Origin of the sequence: Methanosphaerula palustris E1-9c, assembly GCF_000021965.1 — an archaeon.
Classification (GTDB): Archaea; Halobacteriota; Methanomicrobia; order Methanomicrobiales; family Methanospirillaceae; genus Methanosphaerula; species Methanosphaerula palustris.
In genome coordinates this window covers 1,216,016-1,239,728 of sequence record NC_011832.1, presented here as the reverse complement: position 1 = coordinate 1,239,728, position 23,713 = coordinate 1,216,016, and the positions used below count along the sequence as shown (strand labels likewise).

The 23,713-nt window shown below is 55.7% G+C and carries 25 protein-coding genes, 1 tRNA gene, 2 rRNA genes and 1 pseudogene; 15 read left to right on the top strand and 14 right to left on the bottom strand.

Going from position 1 to position 23,713, the window contains the following annotated elements; genetic code table 11:
- Positions 1-15 precede the first annotated feature (15 nt).
- Both MPAL_RS06030 and MPAL_RS06025 read right to left on the bottom strand, forming a co-directional pair.
- Entirely contained in the window at positions 16-1,353 is a 1,338-nt protein-coding gene (locus MPAL_RS06030; protein ID WP_236610447.1) for an FAD-dependent oxidoreductase, read from the bottom strand.
- Between the two features lie 2 nt (positions 1,354-1,355).
- Positions 1,356-2,282, bottom strand: a complete 927-nt coding sequence (locus MPAL_RS06025; protein WP_012617861.1) for a hypothetical protein — start codon at positions 2,280-2,282, stop codon at positions 1,356-1,358.
- 65 nt (positions 2,283-2,347) lie between these two features.
- Here MPAL_RS06025 and MPAL_RS06020 point away from each other — a divergent pair, with 65 nt between their 5' ends.
- Positions 2,348-3,100: a DUF128 domain-containing protein gene (locus MPAL_RS06020; protein ID WP_012617860.1), complete on the top strand. Its 753-nt coding sequence runs from the start codon at positions 2,348-2,350 to the stop codon at positions 3,098-3,100.
- Here MPAL_RS06020 and MPAL_RS06015 read toward each other — a convergent pair.
- A complete protein-coding gene (locus MPAL_RS06015; protein ID WP_048145214.1) occupies positions 3,094-3,876 on the bottom strand; it encodes a TrmB family transcriptional regulator in 783 nt (260 codons plus the stop codon). The genes MPAL_RS06020 and MPAL_RS06015 overlap by 7 nt on opposite strands.
- A 66-nt stretch (positions 3,877-3,942) precedes the next feature.
- Here MPAL_RS06015 and MPAL_RS06010 point away from each other — a divergent pair, with 66 nt between their 5' ends.
- Together MPAL_RS06010 and MPAL_RS06005 are read left to right on the top strand one after the other, a co-directional pair.
- Positions 3,943-5,241 carry a COG1361 S-layer family protein gene (locus MPAL_RS06010; RefSeq protein ID WP_012617858.1) on the top strand — a complete coding sequence of 433 codons (1,299 nt, stop codon included), beginning with the start codon at positions 3,943-3,945 and terminating at the stop codon, positions 5,239-5,241.
- A 76-nt stretch (positions 5,242-5,317) separates the two neighbouring features.
- Positions 5,318-5,884 carry a nitroreductase family protein gene (locus MPAL_RS06005; protein WP_012617857.1) on the top strand — a complete coding sequence of 189 codons (567 nt, stop codon included), beginning with the start codon at positions 5,318-5,320 and terminating at the stop codon, positions 5,882-5,884.
- Positions 5,885-5,996: 112 nt separating this feature from the next.
- On the opposite strand, the gene MPAL_RS06000 is transcribed toward MPAL_RS06005, so the two are convergent.
- Positions 5,997-7,553 (bottom strand): RNB domain-containing ribonuclease, encoded by a 1,557-nt coding sequence (locus tag MPAL_RS06000; protein ID WP_012617856.1) that lies wholly within the window; start codon positions 7,551-7,553, stop codon positions 5,997-5,999.
- A gap of 171 nt (positions 7,554-7,724) precedes the next feature.
- On the opposite strand from MPAL_RS06000, the gene MPAL_RS05995 reads away from it, so the two are divergent.
- Positions 7,725-8,363 carry a glucose-6-phosphate isomerase family protein gene (locus tag MPAL_RS05995; protein ID WP_012617855.1) on the top strand — a complete coding sequence of 213 codons (639 nt, stop codon included), beginning with the start codon at positions 7,725-7,727 and terminating at the stop codon, positions 8,361-8,363.
- Here MPAL_RS05995 and MPAL_RS05990 read toward each other — a convergent pair.
- From MPAL_RS05990 to MPAL_RS05980, 3 genes are read right to left on the bottom strand one after another with little or no spacing between them, the layout of a single operon-like run.
- Positions 8,329-9,090 carry an NAD+ synthase gene (locus MPAL_RS05990; protein WP_083767006.1) on the bottom strand — a complete coding sequence of 254 codons (762 nt, stop codon included), beginning with the start codon at positions 9,088-9,090 and terminating at the stop codon, positions 8,329-8,331. The two genes, MPAL_RS05995 and MPAL_RS05990, sit on opposite strands and share 35 nt — an antisense overlap.
- An 11-nt stretch (positions 9,091-9,101) precedes the next feature.
- The gene (locus MPAL_RS05985; RefSeq protein ID WP_012617853.1) at positions 9,102-10,811 is read right to left on the bottom strand and encodes a potassium channel family protein; all 1,710 of its coding nucleotides are present in this window, start codon (positions 10,809-10,811) and stop codon (positions 9,102-9,104) included.
- Positions 10,808-11,587 (bottom strand): tRNA lysidine(34) synthetase, encoded by a 780-nt coding sequence (locus MPAL_RS05980; protein ID WP_012617852.1) that lies wholly within the window; start codon positions 11,585-11,587, stop codon positions 10,808-10,810. Before MPAL_RS05980 ends, MPAL_RS05985 begins: the two co-directional genes overlap by 4 nt.
- A 44-nt stretch (positions 11,588-11,631) precedes the next feature.
- Between MPAL_RS05980 and MPAL_RS05975 the strand changes: the two genes are divergently transcribed.
- The 3 genes from MPAL_RS05975 to thiL are packed head-to-tail and all read left to right on the top strand — an operon-like array spanning position 11,632 to position 15,351.
- Positions 11,632-12,489, top strand: a complete 858-nt coding sequence (locus MPAL_RS05975) for an RIO1 family regulatory kinase/ATPase domain-containing protein (RefSeq protein ID WP_012617851.1) — start codon at positions 11,632-11,634, stop codon at positions 12,487-12,489.
- Positions 12,474-14,483 carry a DUF460 domain-containing protein gene (locus MPAL_RS05970; RefSeq protein WP_012617850.1) on the top strand — a complete coding sequence of 670 codons (2,010 nt, stop codon included), beginning with the start codon at positions 12,474-12,476 and terminating at the stop codon, positions 14,481-14,483. The genes MPAL_RS05975 and MPAL_RS05970 overlap by 16 nt, the downstream gene beginning before the upstream one ends.
- The gene (gene thiL, locus MPAL_RS05965; protein WP_012617849.1) at positions 14,476-15,351 is read left to right on the top strand and encodes a thiamine-phosphate kinase; all 876 of its coding nucleotides are present in this window, start codon (positions 14,476-14,478) and stop codon (positions 15,349-15,351) included. Before MPAL_RS05970 ends, thiL begins: the two co-directional genes overlap by 8 nt.
- A gap of 115 nt (positions 15,352-15,466) precedes the next feature.
- Here thiL and MPAL_RS05960 read toward each other — a convergent pair whose 3' ends face one another.
- Both MPAL_RS05960 and MPAL_RS16865 read right to left on the bottom strand, forming a co-directional pair.
- Entirely contained in the window at positions 15,467-15,919 is a 453-nt protein-coding gene (locus MPAL_RS05960) for a carbohydrate-binding protein (protein ID WP_083767005.1), read from the bottom strand.
- On the bottom strand, positions 15,843-16,181 hold the full coding sequence (locus MPAL_RS16865) for a PKD domain-containing protein (protein WP_048145212.1): 339 nt from the start codon (positions 16,179-16,181) through the stop codon (positions 15,843-15,845). The genes MPAL_RS05960 and MPAL_RS16865 overlap by 77 nt, the downstream gene beginning before the upstream one ends.
- Here MPAL_RS16865 and MPAL_RS15750 point away from each other — a divergent pair.
- On the top strand, positions 16,174-16,464 hold the full coding sequence (locus MPAL_RS15750; RefSeq protein ID WP_148208154.1) for a hypothetical protein: 291 nt from the start codon (positions 16,174-16,176) through the stop codon (positions 16,462-16,464). The two genes, MPAL_RS16865 and MPAL_RS15750, sit on opposite strands and share 8 nt — an antisense overlap.
- A 226-nt stretch (positions 16,465-16,690) precedes the next feature.
- On the opposite strand, the gene MPAL_RS05950 is transcribed toward MPAL_RS15750, so the two are convergent.
- A complete protein-coding gene (locus tag MPAL_RS05950; RefSeq protein ID WP_012617848.1) occupies positions 16,691-17,251 on the bottom strand; it encodes a flavin reductase family protein in 561 nt (186 codons plus the stop codon).
- Positions 17,252-17,729: 478 nt separating this feature from the next.
- Between MPAL_RS05950 and MPAL_RS15065 the strand changes: the two genes are divergently transcribed.
- Genes MPAL_RS15065 through MPAL_RS05935 form a run of 4 tightly spaced genes read left to right on the top strand, consistent with a single transcriptional unit; the run spans position 17,730 to position 20,665 of the window.
- Positions 17,730-17,945: a hypothetical protein gene (locus tag MPAL_RS15065; RefSeq protein ID WP_083767004.1), complete on the top strand. Its 216-nt coding sequence runs from the start codon at positions 17,730-17,732 to the stop codon at positions 17,943-17,945.
- Positions 17,935-18,468 carry a hypothetical protein gene (locus MPAL_RS05945; RefSeq protein WP_012617846.1) on the top strand — a complete coding sequence of 178 codons (534 nt, stop codon included), beginning with the start codon at positions 17,935-17,937 and terminating at the stop codon, positions 18,466-18,468. The genes MPAL_RS15065 and MPAL_RS05945 overlap by 11 nt, the downstream gene beginning before the upstream one ends.
- Entirely contained in the window at positions 18,468-18,692 is a 225-nt protein-coding gene (locus MPAL_RS05940) for a hypothetical protein (RefSeq protein WP_012617845.1), read from the top strand. Before MPAL_RS05945 ends, MPAL_RS05940 begins: the two co-directional genes overlap by 1 nt.
- Positions 18,692-20,665: a type B DNA-directed DNA polymerase gene (locus tag MPAL_RS05935; RefSeq protein WP_012617844.1), complete on the top strand. Its 1,974-nt coding sequence runs from the start codon at positions 18,692-18,694 to the stop codon at positions 20,663-20,665. Before MPAL_RS05940 ends, MPAL_RS05935 begins: the two co-directional genes overlap by 1 nt.
- A gap of 46 nt (positions 20,666-20,711) precedes the next feature.
- On the opposite strand, the gene MPAL_RS05930 is transcribed toward MPAL_RS05935, so the two are convergent.
- On the bottom strand, positions 20,712-21,383 hold the full coding sequence (locus MPAL_RS05930) for a flavodoxin family protein (RefSeq protein WP_012617843.1): 672 nt from the start codon (positions 21,381-21,383) through the stop codon (positions 20,712-20,714).
- Positions 21,384-21,554: 171 nt separating this feature from the next.
- Here MPAL_RS05930 and MPAL_RS16670 point away from each other — a divergent pair, with 171 nt between their 5' ends.
- The 3 genes and pseudogenes from MPAL_RS16670 (at position 21,555) to MPAL_RS05920 (ending at position 23,032) form a co-directional block, all read left to right on the top strand.
- Entirely contained in the window at positions 21,555-21,767 is a 213-nt protein-coding gene (locus MPAL_RS16670) for a MerR family transcriptional regulator (RefSeq protein ID WP_052292203.1), read from the top strand.
- Between the two features lie 181 nt (positions 21,768-21,948).
- A pseudogene (locus tag MPAL_RS16665) lies at positions 21,949-22,374 on the top strand (GyrI-like domain-containing protein); the annotation flags it as partial.
- 211 nt (positions 22,375-22,585) lie between these two features.
- A complete protein-coding gene (locus MPAL_RS05920) occupies positions 22,586-23,032 on the top strand; it encodes a universal stress protein (RefSeq protein ID WP_012617842.1) in 447 nt (148 codons plus the stop codon).
- Between the two features lie 143 nt (positions 23,033-23,175).
- Here MPAL_RS05920 and rrf (MPAL_RS05915) read toward each other — a convergent pair.
- The 3 genes from rrf (MPAL_RS05915) to MPAL_RS05905 all read right to left on the bottom strand — a co-directional run bounded on the left by rrf (MPAL_RS05915) (position 23,176) and on the right by MPAL_RS05905 (position 23,652).
- Positions 23,176-23,297, bottom strand: a 5S ribosomal RNA gene (gene rrf, locus MPAL_RS05915).
- A 155-nt stretch (positions 23,298-23,452) separates the two neighbouring features.
- Positions 23,453-23,574: ribosomal RNA gene (gene rrf, locus MPAL_RS05910) — 5S ribosomal RNA — on the bottom strand.
- Between the two features lie 6 nt (positions 23,575-23,580).
- Positions 23,581-23,652: transfer RNA gene (locus tag MPAL_RS05905), tRNA-Cys, on the bottom strand.
- Positions 23,653-23,713: the final 61 nt, after the last annotated feature.

Sequence of the window (23,713 nt, the reverse complement as noted above, 5' to 3'; positions counted from 1 at the left end):
TAGGAGCCTCGTTGTTCAGCGGCGGGACCGCTGAACGGCCGCGTACTTCAGCAGCCCGTACACTCCGTCAGCGACCGGGTGGACCTCGATGAACTGTTCGAAGTCAGCGACCTTCTGCCCGTCCCGGATCAACTGAGCACTGTAGGCGGCGATTGCAGCGCCTGAAGGGGCTGCAGTCCAGATACCCGTGATCGCCCCATCATCAGGTCTGACCTGCACCTCGGCAAAACCGGTCGCTCCCTGTCGGGGTACCGACCAGAACGAACCAGGTCCTGCCGGACCGGGGATCCGGAACCGCTGCTGCCCCTCCTCCGGCTCTCCGACCCATGCCAGTTCATACCCAAGCGCCAGGGAGTGTGGAATAGTGCGATAATCCATTGTAGTATCCTTTCCGAGGATATTTTCGGCTGCCACGATCCCCTCTCGCCTGGCCACCGGGGTGAGGTTCAACCTCCCGTTCACATCCCCACAGGCATAGACAGACGGATTGCTGGTTCGCATATGATCGTCGACGATGATCGCACCATCAGCCCGCTTCAACACACCGGTCACCATCCCGGTGTTCGGTACCAGTCCCGCCGTGATCAGCACCGCATCGGCCGCGATGTCGTATTCATCCGAGCCGGCCTTCACCGTCACTGACCTGACCCGGTCACCTCCGTTCACCGAGATGACCGCAGTCTGCTCATGGATATGAACACCGGCAAGTTCCTTTCGCGCCTCTGCTACCAGATGTGGATGAAGCGTCTTGAGCAGGGTAGAACGTGCGCAGAGATGCACCTCTGACCCAAATGCAGCGAAGATATACGCCATCTCCACTGAAGATATTCCTCCGCCGAGGATCACCAGTTTTTCTGGCACCGTCTCCATCTGCACCAGCGTCTGCGGCGTGTAGACACCAGGGGTCGTGATCCCTTCGATATCCGGGATTAGGGGGCGCGAACCAGTCGCGATGATCACCGCATCGGAGTCGAGCACCGTGCCCTCAAGGGTGACCTGCAGACCATCGATCGCCGTCACCTCCCCCTTCAACACTGTGACCCCTGCAGTTGCAGTCTCATTATCCAGTACCTGCTCGATCGTCCGCTGGACCTGTACTACCCCTTCAAAGATCCCGGGAATCTGCACCCGTGGGGCGTTCATGATCACCCCCATCTCCTCAAGACCCTTCGCAGATCGGATAATTCGAGCCACATCGTTCAGGGCACAGACCAGCATGCACCCGGAGTGGAGACACTGCCCGCCAAGTTGGTCTCGCTCGATCAGCCGGACCTCCTCCCCTGCAGAGGCGAGGTGCATCGCTGCGATCCGCCCGGCAGGTCCACCGCCGACAACTGTGATCATGGCCTTCATCCTCACAGGATCTCGACACCGTCATCCATCGGTGTCGAGAGGGGCTCACCGCTGAATGCATTGATCTCAACAATTCGCTTTCCCCGGATCTGCCAGATCGGAACAAAGATCCGTCGGATATCAAGTTTGATTGCAGATCGATCCGGACGAAACGCCTTATCCTCATAGAAGATCGCATCACGTTTCTCCTGTTTGATCCGCACCTTCTTCGTCAGTTGTTTGACCAGCAGATCGACCATCTGCTCCTCGGCCTGCTCTTTAGAGATCTGGGCCTGGAGCACTTCGCTCTCCTGTGGGAGTGCGCCATCATCCACACAGTTATCCTCGATTTCAACCCAGGTACCATTGATCGCATTGATGCCGGCCCAGCCATCTGCATCAAATGAGATCCGTGCATCTCTATAGGTCAGTCCGCCCTCGCAGCGGTAATGGATCAGCCAGTGCGGAATGAACCTGAGTGTCGCGACCCCTTCAGTCCCTGCCAGAATCCGTGCGTTCTGTTCTGTGATCTGCACAGGGAGATGAAGAATTCCCCCTTCACATCGGTCCTTGCGCTGAACCACATCGGTGATATGCTCCGGATCGAGTTTCATCACACGGTTGAGCACCCGTGCAAAGGCAGCCTTGCCAGCAAAATCGATGAACGCTGCAGCCCCCCACCAGAGACAATCCGTCAACTCAACCTGTTCGTTTAGCGAGAAGAGCAATTTCTTACAGATTATAATCTCTTCGCCTGCCTGTACCTTGAAGGCCGTCTGATCGAACTGAGTTATCTCAACAGGATCATCGGAACAGAGAACCAGAATGCACTCCCCATCCCGGATCGCGGAGAGATCGAGTGGCTCCTCCATCACCTCAACGTCATACGAGGCCGCCTCAAGGATCTGTCTGATCTCATTCCGGGCCCTGACCCGTGTCTGGTTATCCATCGTAAGTAAACATGTGCCACTGCAGGATAGAACAATTTTTCTATTTTTATGGACGATTATCCTTGATGCCCAGGCTCCTAAAGTTCATCAACCACAGTATCGAGGATTTTGCCATACAGGTCACCTACAATCCGACAGAAGGAACCGGGCAGGTTGTATACAACCTCTCCGTGTTCCGGACCTGCGATGTTGCTCCTGCTGTTGAGATCATCAGAGGCGCCTGCAGGTCAGGAGTCTGTGTCAGCGATCTGGTAAAGTTCATCCCCGAAGGAGAGAGCCTCGATGGATATAAGATCCCACCCGGTTCGACCGGGATCTGCACAGTCTGCTCGATCACACTCGACGGACTGCTGCTCAAGAGAGGGGTGCCGCTGAACCCTATCGGCGGTGGGGTTATCGAGATCGTCGACAGGATTCCACGGCGATTCACCCAGATCATCAGGTATGAGGACACCACCATCGACCCACTCCAGGTGCTGGCCTCGCAGGACATCACCTCGATATCCAGAGTGATCAGCACAGGAAACGGAACAATCCTTGCAAACATCAGGGAATGTCATATGGAAGCTGAACCACTGGTAGCCGAACTGCTCGACGACCTCGCAGATAGCAGATTCACCGGGGTGCTTGAGGTGGGGATGCCCAACTCTCCATTGCTCGGGGTACAGATCTCACCGCAGTACATCGGGATGGTCGCAGTCGGCGGCACGAATCCGATCGCTGCGGTTAAAGAGGCCGGATACCCTGTGATCACCCGGGCTATGAAAGGGCTGCTTGATGTCAGCGAAATGGAGGAGATTAGCACCAGCAGTTACTGATATTTGTCTTTTTTGTCCTCTACCCGCTCGATGATATTCCAAAACTGCATGAAGAGTTTGAGGAAACCATCTGACTCGGAGTACAGGGCGGTCGGTTTCTCCCCCATGGCATTGACAATCGCCATCACCTTATGCTGATCGATCAGAAAGAGCCCGCCACCTGCATCCCTGCCGAACCGATCATGCCCCTTCGGCGGTTTTTTAATACGTACCACCAGTCCAGGAGGCACATCTCCCTCCCACCGATCGGTCGCGATCTCGATCCTGACATTCCGTTCGATCCCTTCCATCAACATTGGGAGGATTGATTTTTCGATCATTTTCCAGCAGGAGAGTATCCAGACCTCTTCCTCAGCATGGGTCAGGGCCTCGGCCAGCCGGCTCATGATATTTTCAGTTCCATAGATCGTCCAGATCAGATCCTGGGCGCCCCGGTCGACTTCACTCCGCTCGGTATAGATCTCCTGCAGTGCTCCTGTTACATACTCTGCCTGGTCCTCAATCCGATGCATCAACCGTTTGACCCCATCCTCTGGAGGGAACGCACAGAAACGACGAGGCGAGGTATGCGAGACACTGACGATGTCACGTTGAACAAGACGATCAAGTACCGGGTACACCGATGCGCGGGGAACCCCAGAAATCTCATGCACCTCGGTCGCTGTCGCTTCATTCACCCGCAGCAGTCCAATGTAAACCAGAGCCTCATATTTGGTGAGACCGAGTGATTTGAGTGCTTCAGCCGGGCTTTGCACGCTATCTCCTGACTCATTCATTACCATATCTATAAATATTGCCCGGCTATAAATGTTGTTATAATAATAACAACACGGTGATGACAGTTGAAGTTTCGTAAGTTTTTCATTATTCCACTCCTAATCGTACTCATCGCCTGCGTGCTGGTCTCTCCAGCCATGGCCGGTACCAAGTATCTCTCCGGCGGCCCGTCGCTCTCAGCGGCGGTCACCGGCACCAACGAACTGATCTCCGGCCAGACCGTGCCATTGCAGGTGACGGTCCAGAACAGTGGTCTGATCGACTCCAAGTTCTCCCAGACCGGACTGGTCGACCGGACCGATCTACCGAACACCGCCAAGACGGTGACAGTCGGGCTTGGTTCCGGTAGCGCACCGGTCACGATCCAGTCGGATCCGCAGATGATCGGGGATATCCTCGGAGGTGCTTCCGGGCAGTCCAAGTTCAATGTTAAGGTCGAAGCCGATGCTCCATCAGGCACCTACACCCTGCCGGTCTCAGTGAATTACACCTATCTCGAGTCTGCAGAACAGGTCGGGACCGATTCGCTGAACTATAACTATGTGACCAAGAGCCTGATCATCCCCCTGACCGTCACGATCAGGTCCGAAGTGATCGTCGACGTCCAGAAGATCTCGGCAGAGCAGTTGAACGTCGGCACTGAGGGATATCTGAACCTGACCCTGCAGAACACCGGGAACGAGAATGGTAAGAATGCCATCGTGAAGATCGTCAGAAACGGTGCCAGCCCGATCACCCCGACCGACTCCTCGGTCTACATCGGTGACTTTGCAAAGGGCGCCGTCGTGAACTGCAGGTACCGGGTCGCGGTCTCCACCGAGGCAGCCGCCCAGACCTACCCGGTCGACGTCATCGTCGCCTATGAGGACCATGACGGGATTAACAGGACCTCCCGGCTCCAGACGATCGGCGTCCCGATCGGCGGCAAGATAGACTTCAAGGTCAGCTCTGAGGCACCATCGATCAACCCCGGCCAGAAGAAGGTGCTCGATGTCCAGTACACCAACGTCGGTGCGACCACCGTCTACAGCGCCCAGGCCCGACTCTCAGCGGTGGACCCGTTCACCTCCAACGATGACACGGCCTACCTTGGGGATATAAAGCCCGGCGACTCGGTGATGGCACACTTCGAGGTATCGACCACATCAGACGCGACCATCAAGCAGTACGGCCTCGACTCTGAGATACGGTACCGCGATGCACTCGACAACTCCCAGATCTCGGATACCATGAAGGTCCCGGTGAACGTCGTGGCCAAGACAGGGACCAGTGCAATCCTCGGCAACCCGATTATCCTTGCCGTGATCGCGGCCATCATAATCGGTGTCGGCTACTTCCTCTACACCAGGAAGAAACAGAACTAACCCTTTTTTTACTTTTTCACGAACTGCGTGGCTGTTCAGGTAAACCTTTATCATCCCAGGAAGGGGAGAGAGGGCTATGGATACATTGGATGCACTGATGACACGCCGAAGTGTCAGAAAATTTCAGGACAAACAGATCCCTGATGAAATACTGGACAAAATTATCACAGTCGGCAGATATGCACCATCTGCACTCGGACTTCAGCCATGGGGGTTTGTTGTTGTACAGAACCAGGATGTTCTGAACCGTATCTCTGAGTATTGTATACCTATTATGATCAAAGGGATGGAGCATGCAAAAGGCGGGATGTCAGAGGCCTTCCTTTCCATGATAAAGAGTGAAGGATATTCAATCTATTACCATGCGCCGACCGTCATCATGATCTGCGGTTCGATCAGCAACAGGTTCAAAGAGATCGACTGTGCACTCTGTGCTGAGAATATGATGATCGCCGCCCATGCCCTTGGTATTGGTAGCTGCTGGATTGGGTCGACAGATGTTGCCTTTGACAACCAGGAGATCATGGCAGAGTTCGAGATTTCAGAGGGTTATGGACCAGTGGGTACCATCATCTTCGGGTACCCGGCGGATGTACCAGAGACCCCGGAAAAGAAGGCCCCTCTGGTGAAATGGATTCGATAAGTCATTCCCCTCACCACCTTTAATTGATCTCCTGAATATTTCAGAGACAGCAGGTTAACACCCGGCATGGCTGAACAGGATGTGGAACTGGCCAGACAGTGCTTAACAAACGTCAGGGGGTGTGCCGGCGCGGGACAACTGTGTGACCGGAGAATGCCCGCGGTCCAGTTCGACTCGCTTCTCTGCCGATGCATGCAAAGTCGATGAAACCGCTGTAGGGATCGGCCCTCACCAGCCGGACCGTGATCTTCTGACCGACCAGGAGATTGCCTTCACCGGATAGTACCCTCCCCTCGGCCGGAGGTGAGATGAGCCTGACGTAGGTACCTTTCTCAGAGGCACCGGTGACCAGCGCCGCAAAGTGTTCACCTATTCTGTCATGCAGGAGCACAGCGGCCACAGCCTTTCGCATGAACCGTTCGACCTTCTTGGATGCCTTCTCGCGACCGGTCAACCAGGTGGAGAGGGAGACCAGTTCGTCCACCGTGTATGGGCATGGTTCTCTATCGAGGACCGACTTGAGGAGCCGCTGATTGATGATGTCGACATACCGCCGGTTTGGGGCTGTAGCATGGGTATAGTCGGTGACGGCCAGCGAGAAGTGACCAAATGGTTCACTACCCGGTGCGAGCATCATGTACTCTCCAGCCCCGAGAAGTTTCACGATTGTCAGCGAGAGGTCGGGGAAACGTTCAGGGTCTGCTTTTTTCTGCCGGATCAGGAACTTTGAGAGAGCCTTTGCATCCGGATTTCGGGGCAGGGACTGATGGTACCGCGCAGCCGTCACCACAATCCCATCCCAGTTTTTTGGTACCCGGACGACCCGCTGGATCATGGGTACGCCGGCTCTCCCCAGATAATCCACCAAGGTTCCGTTGGCTGCGACCATGAACTCCTCGATCAGGCACCGCGCCTGGTTCTGTCTCTGTATCACCAGATCCCTGACCACGCCCCCCTTCACAACCGGCTGGGCCTCGACGGTGTTCAGCACCAGTGCCCCCTGCTCTCTCCGGTATCCCTGCAGCCGCACGGTTACCTCGTGCTGCAGGCGGATCTGATCATCCAGACCGGGGATATCTCTGACCGTTTGGGGAACACCGCGAGTCCCCTCCAGCCAGTCGCCGACCTCTTCGTAGATGAGTTTCGCCCTGTTGGTCACCAGAGCCCGGTACGGTTCGCCATGACGGGTGCTTCCGTCCGGGAGAACCGTATATTCGATCACGATCGCCATCCGGTCCTGGCCGGGCAGAAGGGATGATATCCCCTTTGAGAGCCGGTCCGGGAGCATCGGAAAGGTCTCTATCCCGGTATAGACCGAGGTCCCATTATGGGCGGCGTGAAGATCGGTCTGCAACTGTCTCCGGACATACCGATCAACATCCGCTATCGCAATCCAGACCAGGATCTCGTCATCCGGCCTGCGTTCGCAGTACTCTATTTGATCGAGATCCAGCGAGTCGTTATTATCGATGGACGACCAGAGGAGGGACCGCATATCCCTGACATCCATCAGACTCTTCTGGGATAGCCTCGCATCCATGGCGTTGACCTCCCTGATGACAGAATGAGGGAACTCAGGGGAGAAACCATACTTCCCCATAGCATTCCATGCAATACCCTTCAGGTCGACATCGTGGTGATCGTTCATGTACACGATGACTGTATTCATCCAAAGGCATAAACCTACCTGGATAGTATTTCGTTCATCTGGTTCTGGATCCTTCAATTTCGGAAGCCTATATCAATAAGGAACGCCTATGAACAGGAAATGATGATATCGTGGCGGGGAGGGCACTTACCAGAACCTCAGGTCAGAACAGGTGAGGAGATGCGAGAGGTGATGGCAGATCCCAACTGCTCGATCAGCGGACCACTGTATACCATGTACCGGGATGTGACCGAATCAGACACAGACCGCACCTGGTTACAGGATCATACCCTCAGGTACGACATCACGGTGATCCCGGCCGGCACCTGTGGTATCGAGTACGCCAAGACCAAGGGACATTACCACCCGGCCGGCCCTGCTGGAGTCAGTTATCCCGAGATGTACCAGGTGCTGGAGGGGCGGGCCCATTACCTGCTCCAGCGCAAGGATCTCACTGATATCGTGGTCGTTGACGCCGCTGCCGGGGATATGGTGCTGATCCCACCTGAGTACGGGCATGTGACGATCAACCCGGTCCACGAGACGCTGGTGATGGCAAACCTCGTCTCGACCAGGTTTCAGAGCGAGTACGGAATCTACGAGGAACTGAAAGGAGGGGCCTACTACGAGATGGAAGGGGGCGAGTTTGTGAAGAACCCATACTATCCTGCAATACCGCCACTCCGGCGGATCACCCCCCCTTCGCTGGAACCGCTCCAGATCCCGACAACCGGACGACTCTATGACCTGATCGGAAACTACCAGGCCCTTGAAGTCTTAAATGCCCCGGATAAATTTACTCTGGCCCTTCGTGACCTGCTAAAAGGTTAGGGCAGGCCACCCTCTTATGCGTTGAATTTTTGACCTTGGCGAGGATCTGCTCCTCGACCGGTCCGCTGGCCACCCACTGATGTGCCTGCAGGGACCTGAGCGCTGCGTCGATCTCAGGATAGGTCAGACCAAGCTCCTGCTCGTCGCTCTGCCCGTGCCAGAGGCCGGCCGAAGGAGGTTTGCTGATGATCGCCGGTGGAATCGGAAAATCTGCCGCCAGGGTATAGACATCCTCTTTGTAGAGGTGAAGGATAGGCTGCAGATCTGCTGCGTTATCGCCGAATTTTGTGCAGTATCCGAGCAGGTACTCGGTCCGGTTCGAGGTTCCACAGACCAGGCGGTGGTCCCGGTTGGCATAGTAATACAGCACTGTCATCCGGGTCCGGGCCATCAGGTTCCCGTTCAGGTACGGCGTCTCCCGGTATCCCTCCAGGCCGGTATAGGCCGCCAGGATCGGATCGATCGGCTGGATGAGATGCTGGATCCCAAGCGCCGCGGCCAGGTCGGCCGCATCCTCCATGTCCGAAGGAGGCGTGACACTGGTCGGGAGGCTGACGCCAAGCACCTGTTCAGGTCCGACAGCCCTGCAACAGAGCGCCGCGGCCACTGCCGAGTCGATCCCGCCGCTGAGTCCGACCACGAGCCCCTCTGATCCACTGGACCAGATGGTATGACGTATCATCTGCTCAATCCGTCCAAGTACACATCCGCGTTCTTCTGTTGCCAATGCTCTTTCACCTACATTAATTGTATACACCGTTTCAACATCTTAACCTCACCCATCAGAATCACCTTATCCCCTTCGAGCAGAACTTCATCACCGTTCGGCCGGACCAGGGACCGGCTCGAGCCCTCGACCCCGAGCACCCGGACGCCGCTCTTCCGCTCGAGCCAGTTGACCGTCCGAGCATGGCTCTTCATCCAGTGCTTCATCACCACTTTCTGCCCGCCAGGGAGATCGAGCAGGATCTTCACATGATCTGCGAGGACAATCCCTGCTATCGTCTGCCCGCCGATCGTCGGCTGAAGCGCGACAAAGTCGGCTCCTGCCCGGTAAAGTTTGTCGACAGACCCTGCATGATTGGCACGGGCAAAGATCTTCAGATCCGGGTTGATATTTCGTGCCATCAGGGTCGTAAAGATGTTGACACTGTCATCGTTCAGAGCGACGATGCAGATCTGTGCCTTCTCAAGATGCGTCTTCTTGAGGACCTCTTCGTCCTCTGCATTACCGATCACCGACGGGCTTGTCTGGGGGTGCTGATCGACCACCACACACTCGATCCCCTTTCCGGTCAGTTCCTTATAGGCCGCTGCCCCGACATCCCCAAACCCGGCGATCACGGCGAAGGTTTTATCTCCATCGGGGGGCAGGAAGAGTGCTTCTATCGCGCTGGCGATATCCTCCGCCTTCCCGATGAGAAAGAGCATTGTCCGGGTGTCGATCACCTTGTCAGGATCAGGGGTGAGCAGGAATTCCCCGGCATGCCAGAGGATCACGATATTGACGTTATAACGCTGAAAGAGATCGAGTTCTCGGATCGTTCGGTTCACAACCCGTGTCCCGGGAAGGATTGGGATCTTTATCAGCCAGAGCGACTGACTCTGCGGATTGGCGAGTGAAAACGGGAGATCCGAACCAATAACATCGACGACCGCCGCAATGTCCGGGGTCACGAGCGCATGGCGAGCCAGGATCTTGCCGGTCGAGTTCTTCGGGGAGAAGACGTACTCGGCACCGGCATACCGAAGATACCGATCAAACGAGAGATTATCCACGACCGCAATGATATGGGCATCTGTGATCTCCCGAATCCCGAGGATGATGTTGGCCGTCGAACGCTCGTCCCCATTGACGATCACATAACGTGCAGTGCTGACACAGGCATGAGCATGGGTGGCTGGGTGGGTGTATTCCCCCCAGATCACATATGCGTGCCTTCGGTATCGCATCGTGGCCCTCATCGCAGTCTCCTCGTCAGCCTCCACGATCACGACGTCGATCTCCTCGATCATCAGGCTCTCGATCAGAGACCTGGCCTGATCGTCGTATCCCATGATCACTACGTGATCCCGGAGGATGTGAGGAGGGCGACGCGGGGGTGTGGGCTTGACCAGTTGAGTCAGGTACGGGGTGAACAGCAACGGGATCACCATGAAGATCATCACCACCCCGGTCACGATCATCACCATCGAGAAGGCCTGCGTGATCTGGTTATAAAACGGGAGGAGGTCCCCATAGCCGGTCGTGGTCATGGTCTCTATGACAAAGAAGAGGGCTCCCACCCAGGAGATGGGCTTCTGCTCGGTCAGCGGGTAGAGGGCATGAAATATCAGTGTGTATGCGGTGATCTGAACCAGAAAGATGACCAGATATATTCGGATCCGCTGCGTCGAAGCGGTGCGGGTAATCCAGCGGCTGATGGAACGGAGGGTGGAGACGATCACGGCGTCCCATCCCCAGGGTTATTCAGCACCGCGAGTTGCTCGTATACCGAGAGAAGGGCATACCGGGTGCTCGGATGGTTGACACTATACGCGGCAACGATCGCATCGACCGCTCCACTAAGGCTTCCGGGGTCAGGAACCCGGGACGGCAGTGGAACAACCGGAAGTGATCCCGCATAGACCGCCACCTCGTCAAATGGGATCCCTGAAAACGGAGTGATCACCGACACACGATCCCTTATTCCACAGTCAGGGCCGGCCCCGACCAGGGTGCGCTGCTCACCGCTGCAGACCTTAGTGAGGACCGTTACAGCCCGATCATCAAGGGTCTCCCCGACAGCGACCGCATCAGCCCCAAGAACTGCCGCTGCAGAGCAACAGTGCTGAACGAAATCTCCCGGATTTGACGCCAGCCATCTGCACAGGATCGGCTGCCAGGTGATCCCGAGCGCACTGGCCAGGGCTGACGCCTGCAGCAGGGCAGGTGAGGCTGCATCCCCCTGATAGAGTGTGAACGCAATCAGGGTCAGATCCCGCCGGTCGGCAAGGAGCTGTTGGAGAAAGAGGAGGAGAGCACTGCTCGCGATACGTCCGCTGAGTGCGACCGCGATGGAACCACCCGCCCGGACCCAGTGGTGCTGCCGGATCAGCCGCTTGGCCTTGGTCTCAAGATCACGCCGGAGGTGCTCCTCGCAGAGCGAGAGACCGGAGTACTGCTGGACGATCACGGCCGGGCGCCTGCACCGGGAGCACGTGGTACCGGGGATGGGGAGCATGCAATCACTCTTTTATCTCCTCCCACATAAAGGGTGTAGAGTACATGCCACTTTCAGCAGATACCATCAGGACTCTCCATCCCTATGAGGTCAAGATCCTGCTCGCCCTCGAACAGTTGATGAAGCATTACCAGTGGGTTCCGCTTGAAATTATTAAGAAGGCGACCAAGTTCTCCGATTCAGAACTGGATTTCAGGCTGAGAAGGCTGATCGCCCGGGACATGATCAGGTACGACGTGGTCCCGTACGAGGGCTACTCGCTGATCTTCAACGGGTACGATTCGATGGCCCTTCATGCCCTGGCCAAAAAAAAGACGATCTCATCGCTCGGCTGCCTGATTGGAGAGGGAAAGGAGTCCAGGGTCTTCGAGGCGCTCGGGCTCGGTCCGGTTGCATTGAAGTTCCATCGGGTCGGACAGCGCTCGTTCCAGTCGGCCAGGGTGAACCGGGAGTACATGCCCGGGTCGACCCACTGCTCATGGCTCTACGCCTCCCGCCTCTCTGCAGAGCGTGAGTTCGCAGCCTTAAAGATACTTCACGAGTCGGTCAACGTCCCGCTACCGATCGACCATAACCGGCATGTGATCGTGATGTCGTTCATCCCGGGTGTGAACCTGAACAAGTGCACACTCGAAGCTCCGGAGGAGGTCTTCGACGAGATCATCAGAAACATCAGGGCTGCCTACCTGTGCGGAGTGATCCATGCAGACATGAGCGAGTTCAATATCATGGTCAGCGACGGGGAGGTCACGCTGATCGATTGGCCGCAGTGGATCGAGCCGGCACATCCGAATGCGATCCCCATACTGGAGAACGATCTCGGCAACCTGATCGCCTACTTCAAACGAAAGTATAATCTCTCATATGCACTGGAAGAGATCGTGCAATGCGTGATCACCTGACGATATTTGCAACCGATATCATCAAAGGATCTGTTCGTTCCCGGTCCAGGCGACCGATGTATGCACTGGTCCGGCTCGTGGACGGGGAGATCGTAGCAGAGGAGGAGGTCTCGCAGTTCCGCCTGCTCCGGTTGCTCAATACCGAACGACCCGACATCCTGGCAGTCGACAGCATCCAGGAACTGGCCGCTGACCAGCGTGAACTCTATGCCCTGCTCCAGGTCCTGCCACCACAGACCAGGCTGGTCCAGGTGACCGGCGGCGATCGGACAGAGAGTCTGGCCAAGGTGGCAGGCCGGTTCAACATCAAATTTAACAAACTTTCGCCATTCGACGAGGCCAGGACGATCGGACAGGTCGCCTCGCTCGGGGCAGGGGCACAGGTGATCGCGTTTGAGAACGCCACCGAGATCGTGGTCTCCAGGCATCGCTCCCCAGGGAAAGGGGGGTGGAGCCAGAACCGGTATGTCAGAAAGATACACGGCGGGGTCCAGCGCTGGGGCCGGGACGTCGAGGTGGCCCTGATCAATGCAGGGCTGAAGTATCAGAAGAAGGAGATGCGGGCGTTCGGCGGCGCCTCACGGGTAGCCTTTGAAGTAGCTGCCTCCAGGGACCGGATCCCGGTCAGCACCTATCGGGGTGCAGATGTGCAGGTCCGGATCAGCGGCAAAAAACTGGAGCGGATCCGGTTTGAACCGCTGACCGGCAAGCCGAAGTATCTGATCGTCGGGGTCGACCCCGGGACCACGATCGGGTACGCAGCCCTCGACCTGGACGGGAATCTGGTTATACTGAACAGTTCGCGCCAGATGACATCCGCCGACCTGGTCGAAGAACTCTGCAAGGCCGGCAGACCACTGGTCATCGCCTCAGATGTCGAGGTGATGCCCTTCTCGGTGGAGAAGATCAGACGGTCATTCAGCGCGGTCGGGTATTCGCCCAGGCAGGACCTCTCCGTGGAGAACAAACTGGAACTGGCTCGCCCGTATCCGTACAGGAACGATCATGAACGTGACTCGCTCTCTGCGGCCCTGGACGCGTATCGGCAGTATAAGAACAAGTTCCAGAGTCTGCTCCGCCGGGTGCCTGCGGGCTACGATCTGGACGAGGTCAGGGCTGGGGTCATCCGGGGCCAGTCCCTCGAACAGGTGATCGGCGGGCTTCGAGCACGGGGTGCCGTTCCTGCAGTACCCGCATCACCGCCCCCACCACATCGTGCCCCTGAACTTTCGGCCGAGGCTGCTGGGGCGGCAGTCGCTCTTCTGGATGAAAAGGTCAGCCACCTCGACGGCGTAGTTAAAAGAATGCGTGGGTTCCTGGTGGAGATGCAGAATGAACTGGACGGGAAGGATCGTGAGATCCGCCGGCTGCAGAACCGGCTCAGCCGGGACCGGTCTGTGCAGGGACGGGCGATCCGGGCCGATGCTGAGGTCGCACGGAAGGATGCCGAGATCCAGAGTCTGAAGAAACGGCTTCGAAAGGAGGAGCGGACCTCCAGAAGTCTGAAGAAACGGGTCGAACGGCTGAAAGAGATCGAGACGATCCAGCAGGACGAATCAGAGGAACAGGTCCCTGTGAAGATCCTCGCTGCGTTCACCAGGGACGCAGTCAGAACCCTGACCGCCGGAGTCGGGGTCAAGCCCGGGGATCTGGTCTTCATCAGGCAGGTCGACGGCTGGGGGAGGACGACGGTCAGGGACCTGGTGGATCTCGGTGTTCGGGGGCTGATCGTCGGGAAAGGGGACGAAAAGATGGATCCTCAACTGGTGCAGGTCTGCAGGGAACTCGCACTCCCGCTCCTCACGGGTGAGGAGACCGGGGCTGTGATGAAAGGAGGAATCGTGCTCGCAGAGAGGGTGAAGGTCGATGTGGCACTGCTCATATGGGAGACCGGGCAGGAGGAGTACCGGCGGGAGAAGAAGAAAGATCTGCTTGAGGGGATATTCCTGGAGTACAGGAGTGAACGCGGCAAGGAGGTGCAGCGGCATGGATGATCGGGCTCTCCTCGCCGGGGTCGCTGCGATCATCGGGAGCGAACAGACCCTTGACGACTGTGCAGTGGTGAGATGTGACAGCCGCTGCCTGGTATTGACCACCGATATGCTCCACGAGTCCACCGACTTTCCGACCGGAATGACCGACTGGCAGATCGGGTGGATGAGTGCAGCAGTCACAATCAGTGACATCGCCTCCATGGGAGCCACCCCGTGCTGGCTGCTGCTGGCTGCCGGCCTCGACCGGGGTGAACGGCTCGCCGGGATCACGGCAGGGGCCTACGCCTGCTGCGAGCGGTTTGGATGCCGGCTCGTCGGCGGGGACACCGACCATCATGAGGAGTTAACGGTGGTCACCACCGGGATCGGGGCGGTGATGCCAGACCGTGTCGTGCGGCGACAGGGCTCCAGGGCCGGGGATCTGATCTGCATGACCGGAGTGCCGGGGGAGGCAGAGGCCGGGCTGCATGGCTTCAAACAGCACTGGTACACCCTGATCGAACCGCAGCCAAGAGTCGCCGAGGGGCAGGCGATCGGCAGAGCAGGGGCGAGTGCGATGATGGACGTCAGCGACGGCCTTGCTCTCTCGCTGTACGATCTGCAGACTGCAAATCCGTCGGTCGGGTATACGATTCGTTCCCGATTGCTCAGGCGGCCGGCGGGTGTACCGCCGGCAGAAGGACTCGAATTGGCTCTCTTTGGTGGCGGCGACTTTGAACTCCTCTTCACCTGTGCGCAGGACCGGTACCCGATCGCCGGGGTTGATGCCACCGTGATCGGAGCAGTGACCGACCAGCCCGGAGTGCTGCTCGACGGCGAGGTGCTGGAGAAGCGAGGATACCAGCACCTGTGGCATGAGACTAGATGAGAGTGCCCGTTTGATAGAATTCCACCAGGTTTGCAGCGGACAGGGAAAGGACGCCTTGCGAGATCCTCTCCGACTGATGGATACCAGACGACGTCCGCGGAGTCTGAAGAGGTGGTCAGGCGATCACCATCGTATACGACCCGGTGTCCGGGATATTCACGCTCATCGACGAAAAGTCCACGATGGAGAGCATATCAATGGAGAGCTCGACCAACCGTCCGCCGGTAGGGCTCGCCACCCGAGCCGTCATGTTGTAATAACCAGCTGACTGGACATTCACCGTGTAGGTCAGGTTTTCACCGTTGCGGATCCATCCGACATTCGTGATGCCGCCAGCAGTCTCGATGTCAACGTCGTCCTGCCGATAGGCACCTCCAGTATTGCCCGGCGTGGTGTCGTGGTACGCGACACCTTCACCACCGTTGTCGTGTCGTAGTCCTCGGCCTCGATCCCGACCGGGCACCGTATGCGTGACGACTGGTTCGGTGCTGTTAACGATCACCAGCACCGTCTTCGTGATCGGGTAAGTTCCAGAAGTGGACGAAGGTGCCGCCACTCCAGTGGTCATGCTCGTCGATGGAGAGGATGACTGGATAGGCGCCGGGATTTTGGAACGTGTGAACGGGGTTCTGCTCGCGTGAGGACCCGCCGTCCCCAAAGGTCCAACGCCAGTTATAGGCCCACTCCGACGATTCATTGGTGAAGCGAATGGTCAACGGCGCCGTGCCGTTCGTCCTGTCGGCGGTGAAATTCGGCCTCGGGTATGCATCTGCATAAGAGACCTGGGTGGGCGTCGGCGTCCCTTGTGTCACGTTCGTGTCCGTGAGCATCGAAAGATCGGCAGCCCCAGCCGGGATCGATCTCGTTCATGTCCAACGGGCCGGTTATAGCCTGTACGCCGACGGTGAACAGGCAAAGCGCCAGAGCAGCAACGTAGCCACCAGTACAGGAGTGCACAAGCACCCCCTATCTGATGAGATGAAGTGCATTAATTCCTCATGGCTGCTTCGTTTCGAAGCGGCGGTCGTACTTCACTGCCCGTGTGGAGTAAAGGCTGTCACTCCAACGAGAGATAGTTGTAGTGATTTCGAGTTTCTTTGTAAATATTTCTGAAATCAATTGACAAGGACCAGGAACTGAATGCCAGTTGAACCATGTTCACGCATTCAATAGATAGCAGGGAAACATCTCCTGATATCATCGAATATCCGGAAGCCCAGCACGGTGCAAGGTCCGTTAAGTACCCGAGCGCGTCGACAAACGAACCACTAATTGACACCGAGCAGCACAGGCCCGGCCAGCGACCAGTCTGTATCACCCTCCAAAAATTAGATACAGTTCAGATCATTGTTTTACCGATCTTCCAGGCATCACCCAGGGATTCACCGATGGTCCAGTAGCGGTTGTCAGGCATGGTCAGAAGGATAGGTTTGAACTTTGTCACGTCAGGATGACCATCGGTCAGTGACTGCTCATCTGCATATGAAGCCACGATCTCACCAATCACCAGTGTATTCAAACCAAAATCCAGAGTGTTGACTACCTTGCACTCAAATGAGACAGGGCAGTCCTGGATCATCGGCGCATTTGGTAATATACCATAGAAGATATCGAATATTGGGGTTTTATCGACGTCTTTCCCAGAGACCAGGCCACAGTAGTCGACCCGTTCAACCAGATCAGCGGAAGGTACATTGATACTGAACTCCTGTGTCTTCATGATGGTATGATAGGTCTCATGCTCCCGATTAATACTCACCCCGATGAGTGGCCGGCTCATATCAAGACGAGAGACAAAGCCAACGGCCATGAAGTTCACTTTCTCTCCGATCTTAGTACCGATCAGATTGATCGACATTGGGTACAGGTACATGTTGGTACCAAGCGATATCTTTCCCATTTCCATTCCTCCACGTGTGACCGGGATCAACCAGAGATGACACTGAACATTCAGGAGTGTCACCAGATGGAGTTGCATCAAACAGTTCTCCATGCAGCCAGTGACTTCGACGTCAATGGGAGATTTGTCTTCCAAAAAACCCACAGAACACGCTGATATCTTCTACAGCGCCTGATACTATATAATCATTTTTATAGATCTTGATTCTCTCCGATAAGAGCAGGGTGTGGTAAAATAAGCCCGGATATCACTTTCACCCCGCATGGTTGACCCCTCAAATAGAGAGATGCCCATACGTTAAAGAACCACCTCTGCCTCGGGATCGAGGTGATCTGCGTGGAGTGAGTTGTATGCAACAGAGAAAGAAATGGGGTCCCTCCGCCTATTCACGGGTTCGAAACGGAATACGGAAGGGATCCGTACATATCTCGTCCTTTGATGAGGATAATGGTTTGCCAGCAGACAGGGAGATGGGACCGTGAGTGCACGTGCCGAGTACCCTGCACTTCTACAGCGATGGAGACGGATGCAGCGGGCACTGAAGGCAGAGGATCAGCCGGCGATGGACCGGTTGATCCAGATGCTCGAAACGCATGCTCAGGTCACGTTCCAGGCGTTCGACGATCCCCTTGAGGCAGCGTTCGTGGCCGTCCTGATCTGCCTGATCAAGCAGGGGGAGAAGAATGCGGCTTGATCTCCAACCCGGGATCGAATTGGCATCAGGGCGGTTCACGATCATCGCAGGGCCACCACAGATCCAACTGCAGTTGTTGATCATGGCCGCATCCACCCGGTTCCTCACCCTCTATCTGTACGGGACGACCTCCCGGATTCTGTACAGGCTTCCACGGGGTATAGGGGGTGTTGAGGTGCAGAGCAGTTGTACTGCCCACCAGTTACTGCAGGTGATCCGGGAGGTCTCGGCCACGGTCGTGCTGGTCGAGTATGATGAGGAGATGTTCGCCGCACTCGACGACGATCAGCGGCTGTTGATCGAAGAGATCGGCCAGGCACTCCATGACCTGGCCGAACGCTCATCCGCACTGGTGACCCTCACCACCCTCCGTTTCGACAGAATTATGACCACGATTGCACGCTATGCGGACTGTGTGGTGGTCTACGCCGATCTGCCCGACGAGGCAGAATCCGGTCAGGGTAGGGCACAGCCTGGCCCGCAGCGGGTGCAGGCCCAGCGGACGCTGGCCGGGGGCTGGTGATGGGCCGGGTCTTTCTGAGTCCGAGGATGGCAGTGCAGCGGATCGCCAGGAACTGGCAACAGTGCGGAGTGTTGATGCGGGAGCAGGACCAGATTGCGGCAGACTACCTTGGAAAGATGGCGAAGCAGTACGCCAGTGAAGGATTCTACGCATTCGACGACCCACTCGAGGCGGCGGTGATATCGGCGCTGATCGGACTGGTTCACACTGAATTGGATAGATAATGTGGATCCTCGATAGCAGTCTCCGAAAGGACGAGGTGGTCCTCTGGGGACCTGGTGGCGCGATCGAACGAGTCAGGGCACCCTCATCATTCCTCTTTAACCTGCCAGATCTGCCATCGCACTGGGAGATGGTTGACGGGCTGACCGAAACCTTTCCTGTCAGCGAGGTGACTATCCAGACCATCTACGGCCCCCTCAAAGGTTTTCAGATCAATGCCGGCGTATCTGTAGCAGAGATGATCGCAGTACAGACACAGTATTCCGCCCGTCTCTTCAACGTCGATCTCCGGCGGGATCTCCGGTACCTCGCCGAGCACCGCCATTCTCCCTGTAGAGGGAGAGGAATCGACCGGTTCTCAGCCACTGTCGACCAGGACCTGGTGACGATGGAGATCGCAATCAAAGGCGATCCCCTGCAAAAGAGGGCGATCACCGATTGCACGGTCATCTGCGATCACCAGAGATCCCGGTTCAGCGGGGACGAGCAGACCGTGCTCGCCGATCTCTTCGGGCTGATCGAGGCCGTCGACCCGGACCTGCTTCTCTTTCCAAATGCCGACATCTGGATGGAGCGAGTGATCGCCGCTGCTGGAAGGCATGGGATCAGGCAGACGATCTCTCGAACAGAACGATTTGCAACCCTTGACTCCCGGTCGTACTGGTCGTACGGCAGGATGTACCACAGGCCAAAAGCGATGCTCCCTGAAGGGCGGGTACTGATCGATACCGCTCAGTCGTTCATCTATAAAGAAGCCGGGCTCGAAGGGATATTGATCGCAGCCCGGCTCACCGGCCTCCCGCCGAACAGGACGGCCCGCTGTACACCCGGCACGCTGATCTCCACCTATGAGGTCTACGAAGCCCTCACCCGCGGAATCGCAGTCCCCTGGCAGAAGACCGATGCTGATCGGGTGAAGTCCATGGGGTCACTTCGAGCTGTTGATCGGGGGGGAATGATGTTTCAGCCGGAACCGGGGGTTTATGGACGGACCTATCAGATCGACTTCACCTCGCTGTACCCTGCGATCATCGTCAAACACAACCTCTCCCCGGAGACGGTTGAACATCCAGAGTTACAGGGCTTTCTCGCCACGGTGCTGGATCCACTCCTCTCAATGCGGATTGCAACCAAAGAACAGAAGAGGTGCGATCCCACGGTGACCGGGGTCGACGCAATGCTGAAGTGGATGCTGGTCACCTGCTTTGGATACACGGGGTACAGAAATGCGAAATTCGGGAGGGTCGATGTCCATGAACGGATCACCGGGATATCCAGGGAGGTATTGATCGAGACCAAAGCGATCGCTGAACAGTTAGGATTCACCGTGCTGCACGGAATCGTCGACTGCCTCTGGGTGCAGGGCGAACCGATCAGAGCTCTGAAGCTGGCTGTCGAGGAGGAAACCGGATTTCGGACCGAGGTGGAGACGTACGACTGGCTGGTCTTTCTCCAGCAAAAGGACGGTTCGGGGGCCTACAACCGATATTATGGGAGACTGGACGATGGATCGGTGAAGGTCAGGGGAATTATGATGCGGCGCGGCGACTGTCCACGGTATGTAGCACAGATGCAGCAGGCCGTGCTCGGCGTAATGAAGAAAGCCAGGTCTGTTCTGGACCTGCAGGCACTCACAGGGGAAGCTGAGGGGGTGTATGAACAGTACCGTTCCGGGCTAGCTCATACGAAGATAGCCGATCTCCTCATCTCCCGACGGATCAGTACCGTCACCTATTCACGCCGGTGCCCTGAAGCAGGGGCCGTCGCCGGGTATCGCCGGGCCGGCGTCCAGGTTGCACCTGGAATGACGCTTCAGTATGTGGTCAGAGATGCAAAAAAAGGTCTGGCAGATCCGGTCTGGGAGGCTAGAGAGATGGATCATGCCTACTATATCAGCCTTCTTGAAAAGGCCTGGAGCGAACTGCTGCCGGCCATCAAACCAGAACAGAAGATACAGGGGATCCTGCTTCTGTAGAGGGATCGACCAGTTCACTCACAGTATATTATGGGACCGCGCTCTTTCACCTGTGGGTCTCACCCTTCGCCTGCCAGAAGTCATACTGATGAGGGTAGATCTCCTTTGCCACCTCTGCATACTGGGAGAAGAGTTTCTGTAATGAAGTCAGAACCGCTTCCTGTTCAGGGTAGCGCCGCTTCGTTGCGATCGCTTCGGCCAGGTTTCTGCCGAGAATGCGAGAATCAGTGATAGCTTCATGGAAGGCTTCAGGCCCCGATGCCATCGCTACCCGCTCACCGCCGACCACTGTAACTCCGAATAGGTTCAATGTACGATTCAGATATACAAGCACCTCCTGATCTGAACTGCCCCCAGTCGTCACCACTGAGCACCCATACTTTCCACTGAGCATCTGACAGTGGATCGCATCCGTGAGCCGATCGAGCAACTGCTTCAACTGGCCGGTGATCGAAAGGATGTACACCGGCGAGCCGAGCACGATTCCATCAGCCTCCTGCATCAGAGCGAAGATCTCCTGGGCATCATCATCAAATATACACGAGCCAGTTGTGTAACAGGTCAGGCACCCAGAACAGAAGGTAATCATCTGGTCAGCGATATCGATCAGCTCGGTCTCAGCTCCCTGCTCTGCTGCTCCGTCAAGGACTGATCTAACCAGTTTTCTGGTGTTACTCGCTTCCTTCCTGGGGCTTCCATTTATTCCAATAATTTTCATAGATCCCATCTCCACGGCTTCCCCTCCGGTCGACGGGGGTGATCAGCCGATGCTCCTGTAGGCAACACACCTATAAAAACCGTTTCTCAAGATAGGGGGAATCCCTCAACCTTACCCTACGGCAGACTCCAACATCCTATATCGCTTCCTGCGTCATAGATTACTGTAACAATGGCTCTCGACCAGATCACCATCGGAAAGTTCTCTCTGATCACCAGACTCTCACAGAAAGCGCTTCGGCTCTATGACGAACGGGGGTTGCTCGTTCCAGAGACACGGGATCACTGTACGGGTTACCGATATTATACCCGCGCCCAGATCATCCGGGGAGTCTCGATCAAGACCCTCTGTGGGATCGGGTTCCCACTTATGAGATTGATCTGATTCTTTCAGCGAAGGAACAAAATGATATCTCCCTGATCAAAACTCTTTTTGAGGAACGCCGGCGGGAGATCAGGTCTGAAGTCCAGAGGTTGCAGCAAATTGAAGCGATCCTTGAAGAGACAGACGCTTCACTGGAGATGATGTATATGTCAATGTCTGAACCGGTCGTAAAGGAAGTTACGCTGAAACGATCTCAAATCTGATAAACGGACTCCATACCCAGTTATCCACTCAGGAGAACCAGAATGCAGGGGTAAAGATCACCGGACCGGTGATGACGCTGTTCCATGACGGTGATTACAGGGAGAAAGATGCTGATATTGAATGTGCCATCCCTGTTACCGGACGCGTTGTTGTGAATGATCCCTCAATTGAGATAAAGAACCTGCCTGGCGGAACATTCCTCTCTCTGATCTACAAGGGACCTTACCCAGCAATCAATGACGCCAGGACACGGATCTACACGTATGCAGATGAAAAAAATTTCGTCACCGCCGAGCCGGGACGTGCAATCTATCTGAACGATCCGGCAACAGCCTCTGAAGAGGAACTGTTGACTGAGATCCAGGTACCAATTCAAGATCCTGCATGGAGCACGGTGTCGTAATTCATTAATACAAATACGAGAACCTCACGAATTTGTGTGGGATCCCACCATCAATGTTCCAATTTAAACCATCCACCCTTTCGATATAATCATATTGAGCAAAGATGATCTATAGAAAAACTCAAGAGTGAGGAACAATAAGAATTGATTGAAAATAAGTAGTCAACAGACAGATTGATTAGTATATCAAACGTTCGGCAGCGATGAGATCATGACATTATTCAAAAAGATACTGATAGCAACTGATGGATCAGAGAACAACCAGACAGCTGTAGAAACGGGAATTGAGATAGCTCAGGCCTGTGGTTCGAATGTATACGTTGTATACGTGATCGATATGCGGACATTCGAGTCATTACCAGCAGATGTTGGGATGAGGGATACATACCTGCTGCTCCAGAACGAAGCAAATACGGTTCTCGATCGAGTAAGAAAACTGGGTGGAGACCTTGCGTTAGAGACTAAGATCCTTGAAGGTAGACCTGCAACCGAGATCGTGGAGTTTGCAGCAGAGAACAGTATCGATCTTATCGTAATAGGAACACAGGGAAAAACCGGTATCAAACGACTCCTCCTAGGAAGTGTAGCTGAAACGGTGATTCGATCGGCAACCAGTAAAGTGCTTGTGGTAAAAAATAATCCAATCACCGAAACTTAATGAATTACTATTAGGTATGAAAAATATCCCCTCTAAAAAAACCTATTCTACAAATGAGTGGATATCACAATGGCAGGGACTGGCTCATATGCCAATCCTCTTTCCCGAAAAACTCGATAAAATAGCAATTTGGTATGAAACGATACTGGCAGCGTTGTATGGTTCCCGAGGACTCGCGTACCTCAGTACAGCATACGACGTAAACCGGCTTAACTACTGGGTTCGGCATGGGTCCAGGTGTATCCCGATTGCTATGGCCGCCAGTATCGAAGATGATGATGATGATGATGATGATGATGATGATCAGTAAGAATATCCATTCGAGAATCAGACGAATAGTGGAATGAACAGAAACGTTGTAACTCTTCACGAATCACAATTACGAAAAACAGCATACTTTTTATCGATGCATAAGAAGGGTAATAGCAGCGTATTATAGTTCCCGAGGACTCGCGTACCTCAGTACAATATAGTACGTGAACTGGCTTAACTTCTGGGTTCGGAATGGGTCCAGGTGTGTCCCAGCTGCTATGGCCGCTATTACCCGAAGCCAAGGTCCGGAATTGAACCGGAGTGTAGCTGATCTGCAATCAGCCGCGTGGCCGCTCCGCCACCTTGGCAGCCGTGTAAAGAAAACCAATACAGTTATCGCTTAGATAAGCAATAAACATAATGGTTTCG

Coding starts and splice junctions, on each gene's coding strand:
- MPAL_RS06030 (WP_236610447.1), bottom strand. CDS start 1,353: ATGAAGGCCATGATCACAGTTGTCGGCGGTGGACCTGCCGGGCGGATC.
- MPAL_RS06025 (WP_012617861.1), bottom strand. CDS start 2,282: ATGGATAACCAGACACGGGTCAGGGCCCGGAATGAGATCAGACAGATC.
- MPAL_RS06020 (WP_012617860.1), top strand. CDS start 2,348: ATGCCCAGGCTCCTAAAGTTCATCAACCACAGTATCGAGGATTTTGCC.
- MPAL_RS06015 (WP_048145214.1), bottom strand. CDS start 3,876: ATGAATGAGTCAGGAGATAGCGTGCAAAGCCCGGCTGAAGCACTCAAA.
- MPAL_RS06005 (WP_012617857.1), top strand. CDS start 5,318: ATGGATACATTGGATGCACTGATGACACGCCGAAGTGTCAGAAAATTT.
- MPAL_RS06000 (WP_012617856.1), bottom strand. CDS start 7,553: ATGAATACAGTCATCGTGTACATGAACGATCACCACGATGTCGACCTG.
- MPAL_RS05995 (WP_012617855.1), top strand. CDS start 7,725: ATGGCAGATCCCAACTGCTCGATCAGCGGACCACTGTATACCATGTAC.
- MPAL_RS05980 (WP_012617852.1), bottom strand. CDS start 11,587: ATGCTCCCCATCCCCGGTACCACGTGCTCCCGGTGCAGGCGCCCGGCC.
- MPAL_RS05975 (WP_012617851.1), top strand. CDS start 11,632: ATGCCACTTTCAGCAGATACCATCAGGACTCTCCATCCCTATGAGGTC.
- MPAL_RS05970 (WP_012617850.1), top strand. CDS start 12,474: ATGCGTGATCACCTGACGATATTTGCAACCGATATCATCAAAGGATCT.
- thiL (WP_012617849.1), top strand. CDS start 14,476: ATGGATGATCGGGCTCTCCTCGCCGGGGTCGCTGCGATCATCGGGAGC.
- MPAL_RS05960 (WP_083767005.1), bottom strand. CDS start 15,919: ATGACCACTGGAGTGGCGGCACCTTCGTCCACTTCTGGAACTTACCCG.
- MPAL_RS16865 (WP_048145212.1), bottom strand. CDS start 16,181: ATGCTCACGGACACGAACGTGACACAAGGGACGCCGACGCCCACCCAG.
- MPAL_RS05950 (WP_012617848.1), bottom strand. CDS start 17,251: ATGGGAAAGATATCGCTTGGTACCAACATGTACCTGTACCCAATGTCG.
- MPAL_RS05945 (WP_012617846.1), top strand. CDS start 17,935: ATGCGGCTTGATCTCCAACCCGGGATCGAATTGGCATCAGGGCGGTTC.
- MPAL_RS05940 (WP_012617845.1), top strand. CDS start 18,468: ATGGGCCGGGTCTTTCTGAGTCCGAGGATGGCAGTGCAGCGGATCGCC.
- MPAL_RS05935 (WP_012617844.1), top strand. CDS start 18,692: ATGTGGATCCTCGATAGCAGTCTCCGAAAGGACGAGGTGGTCCTCTGG.
- MPAL_RS05930 (WP_012617843.1), bottom strand. CDS start 21,383: ATGAAAATTATTGGAATAAATGGAAGCCCCAGGAAGGAAGCGAGTAAC.
- MPAL_RS16670 (WP_052292203.1), top strand. CDS start 21,555: ATGGCTCTCGACCAGATCACCATCGGAAAGTTCTCTCTGATCACCAGA.
- MPAL_RS05920 (WP_012617842.1), top strand. CDS start 22,586: ATGACATTATTCAAAAAGATACTGATAGCAACTGATGGATCAGAGAAC.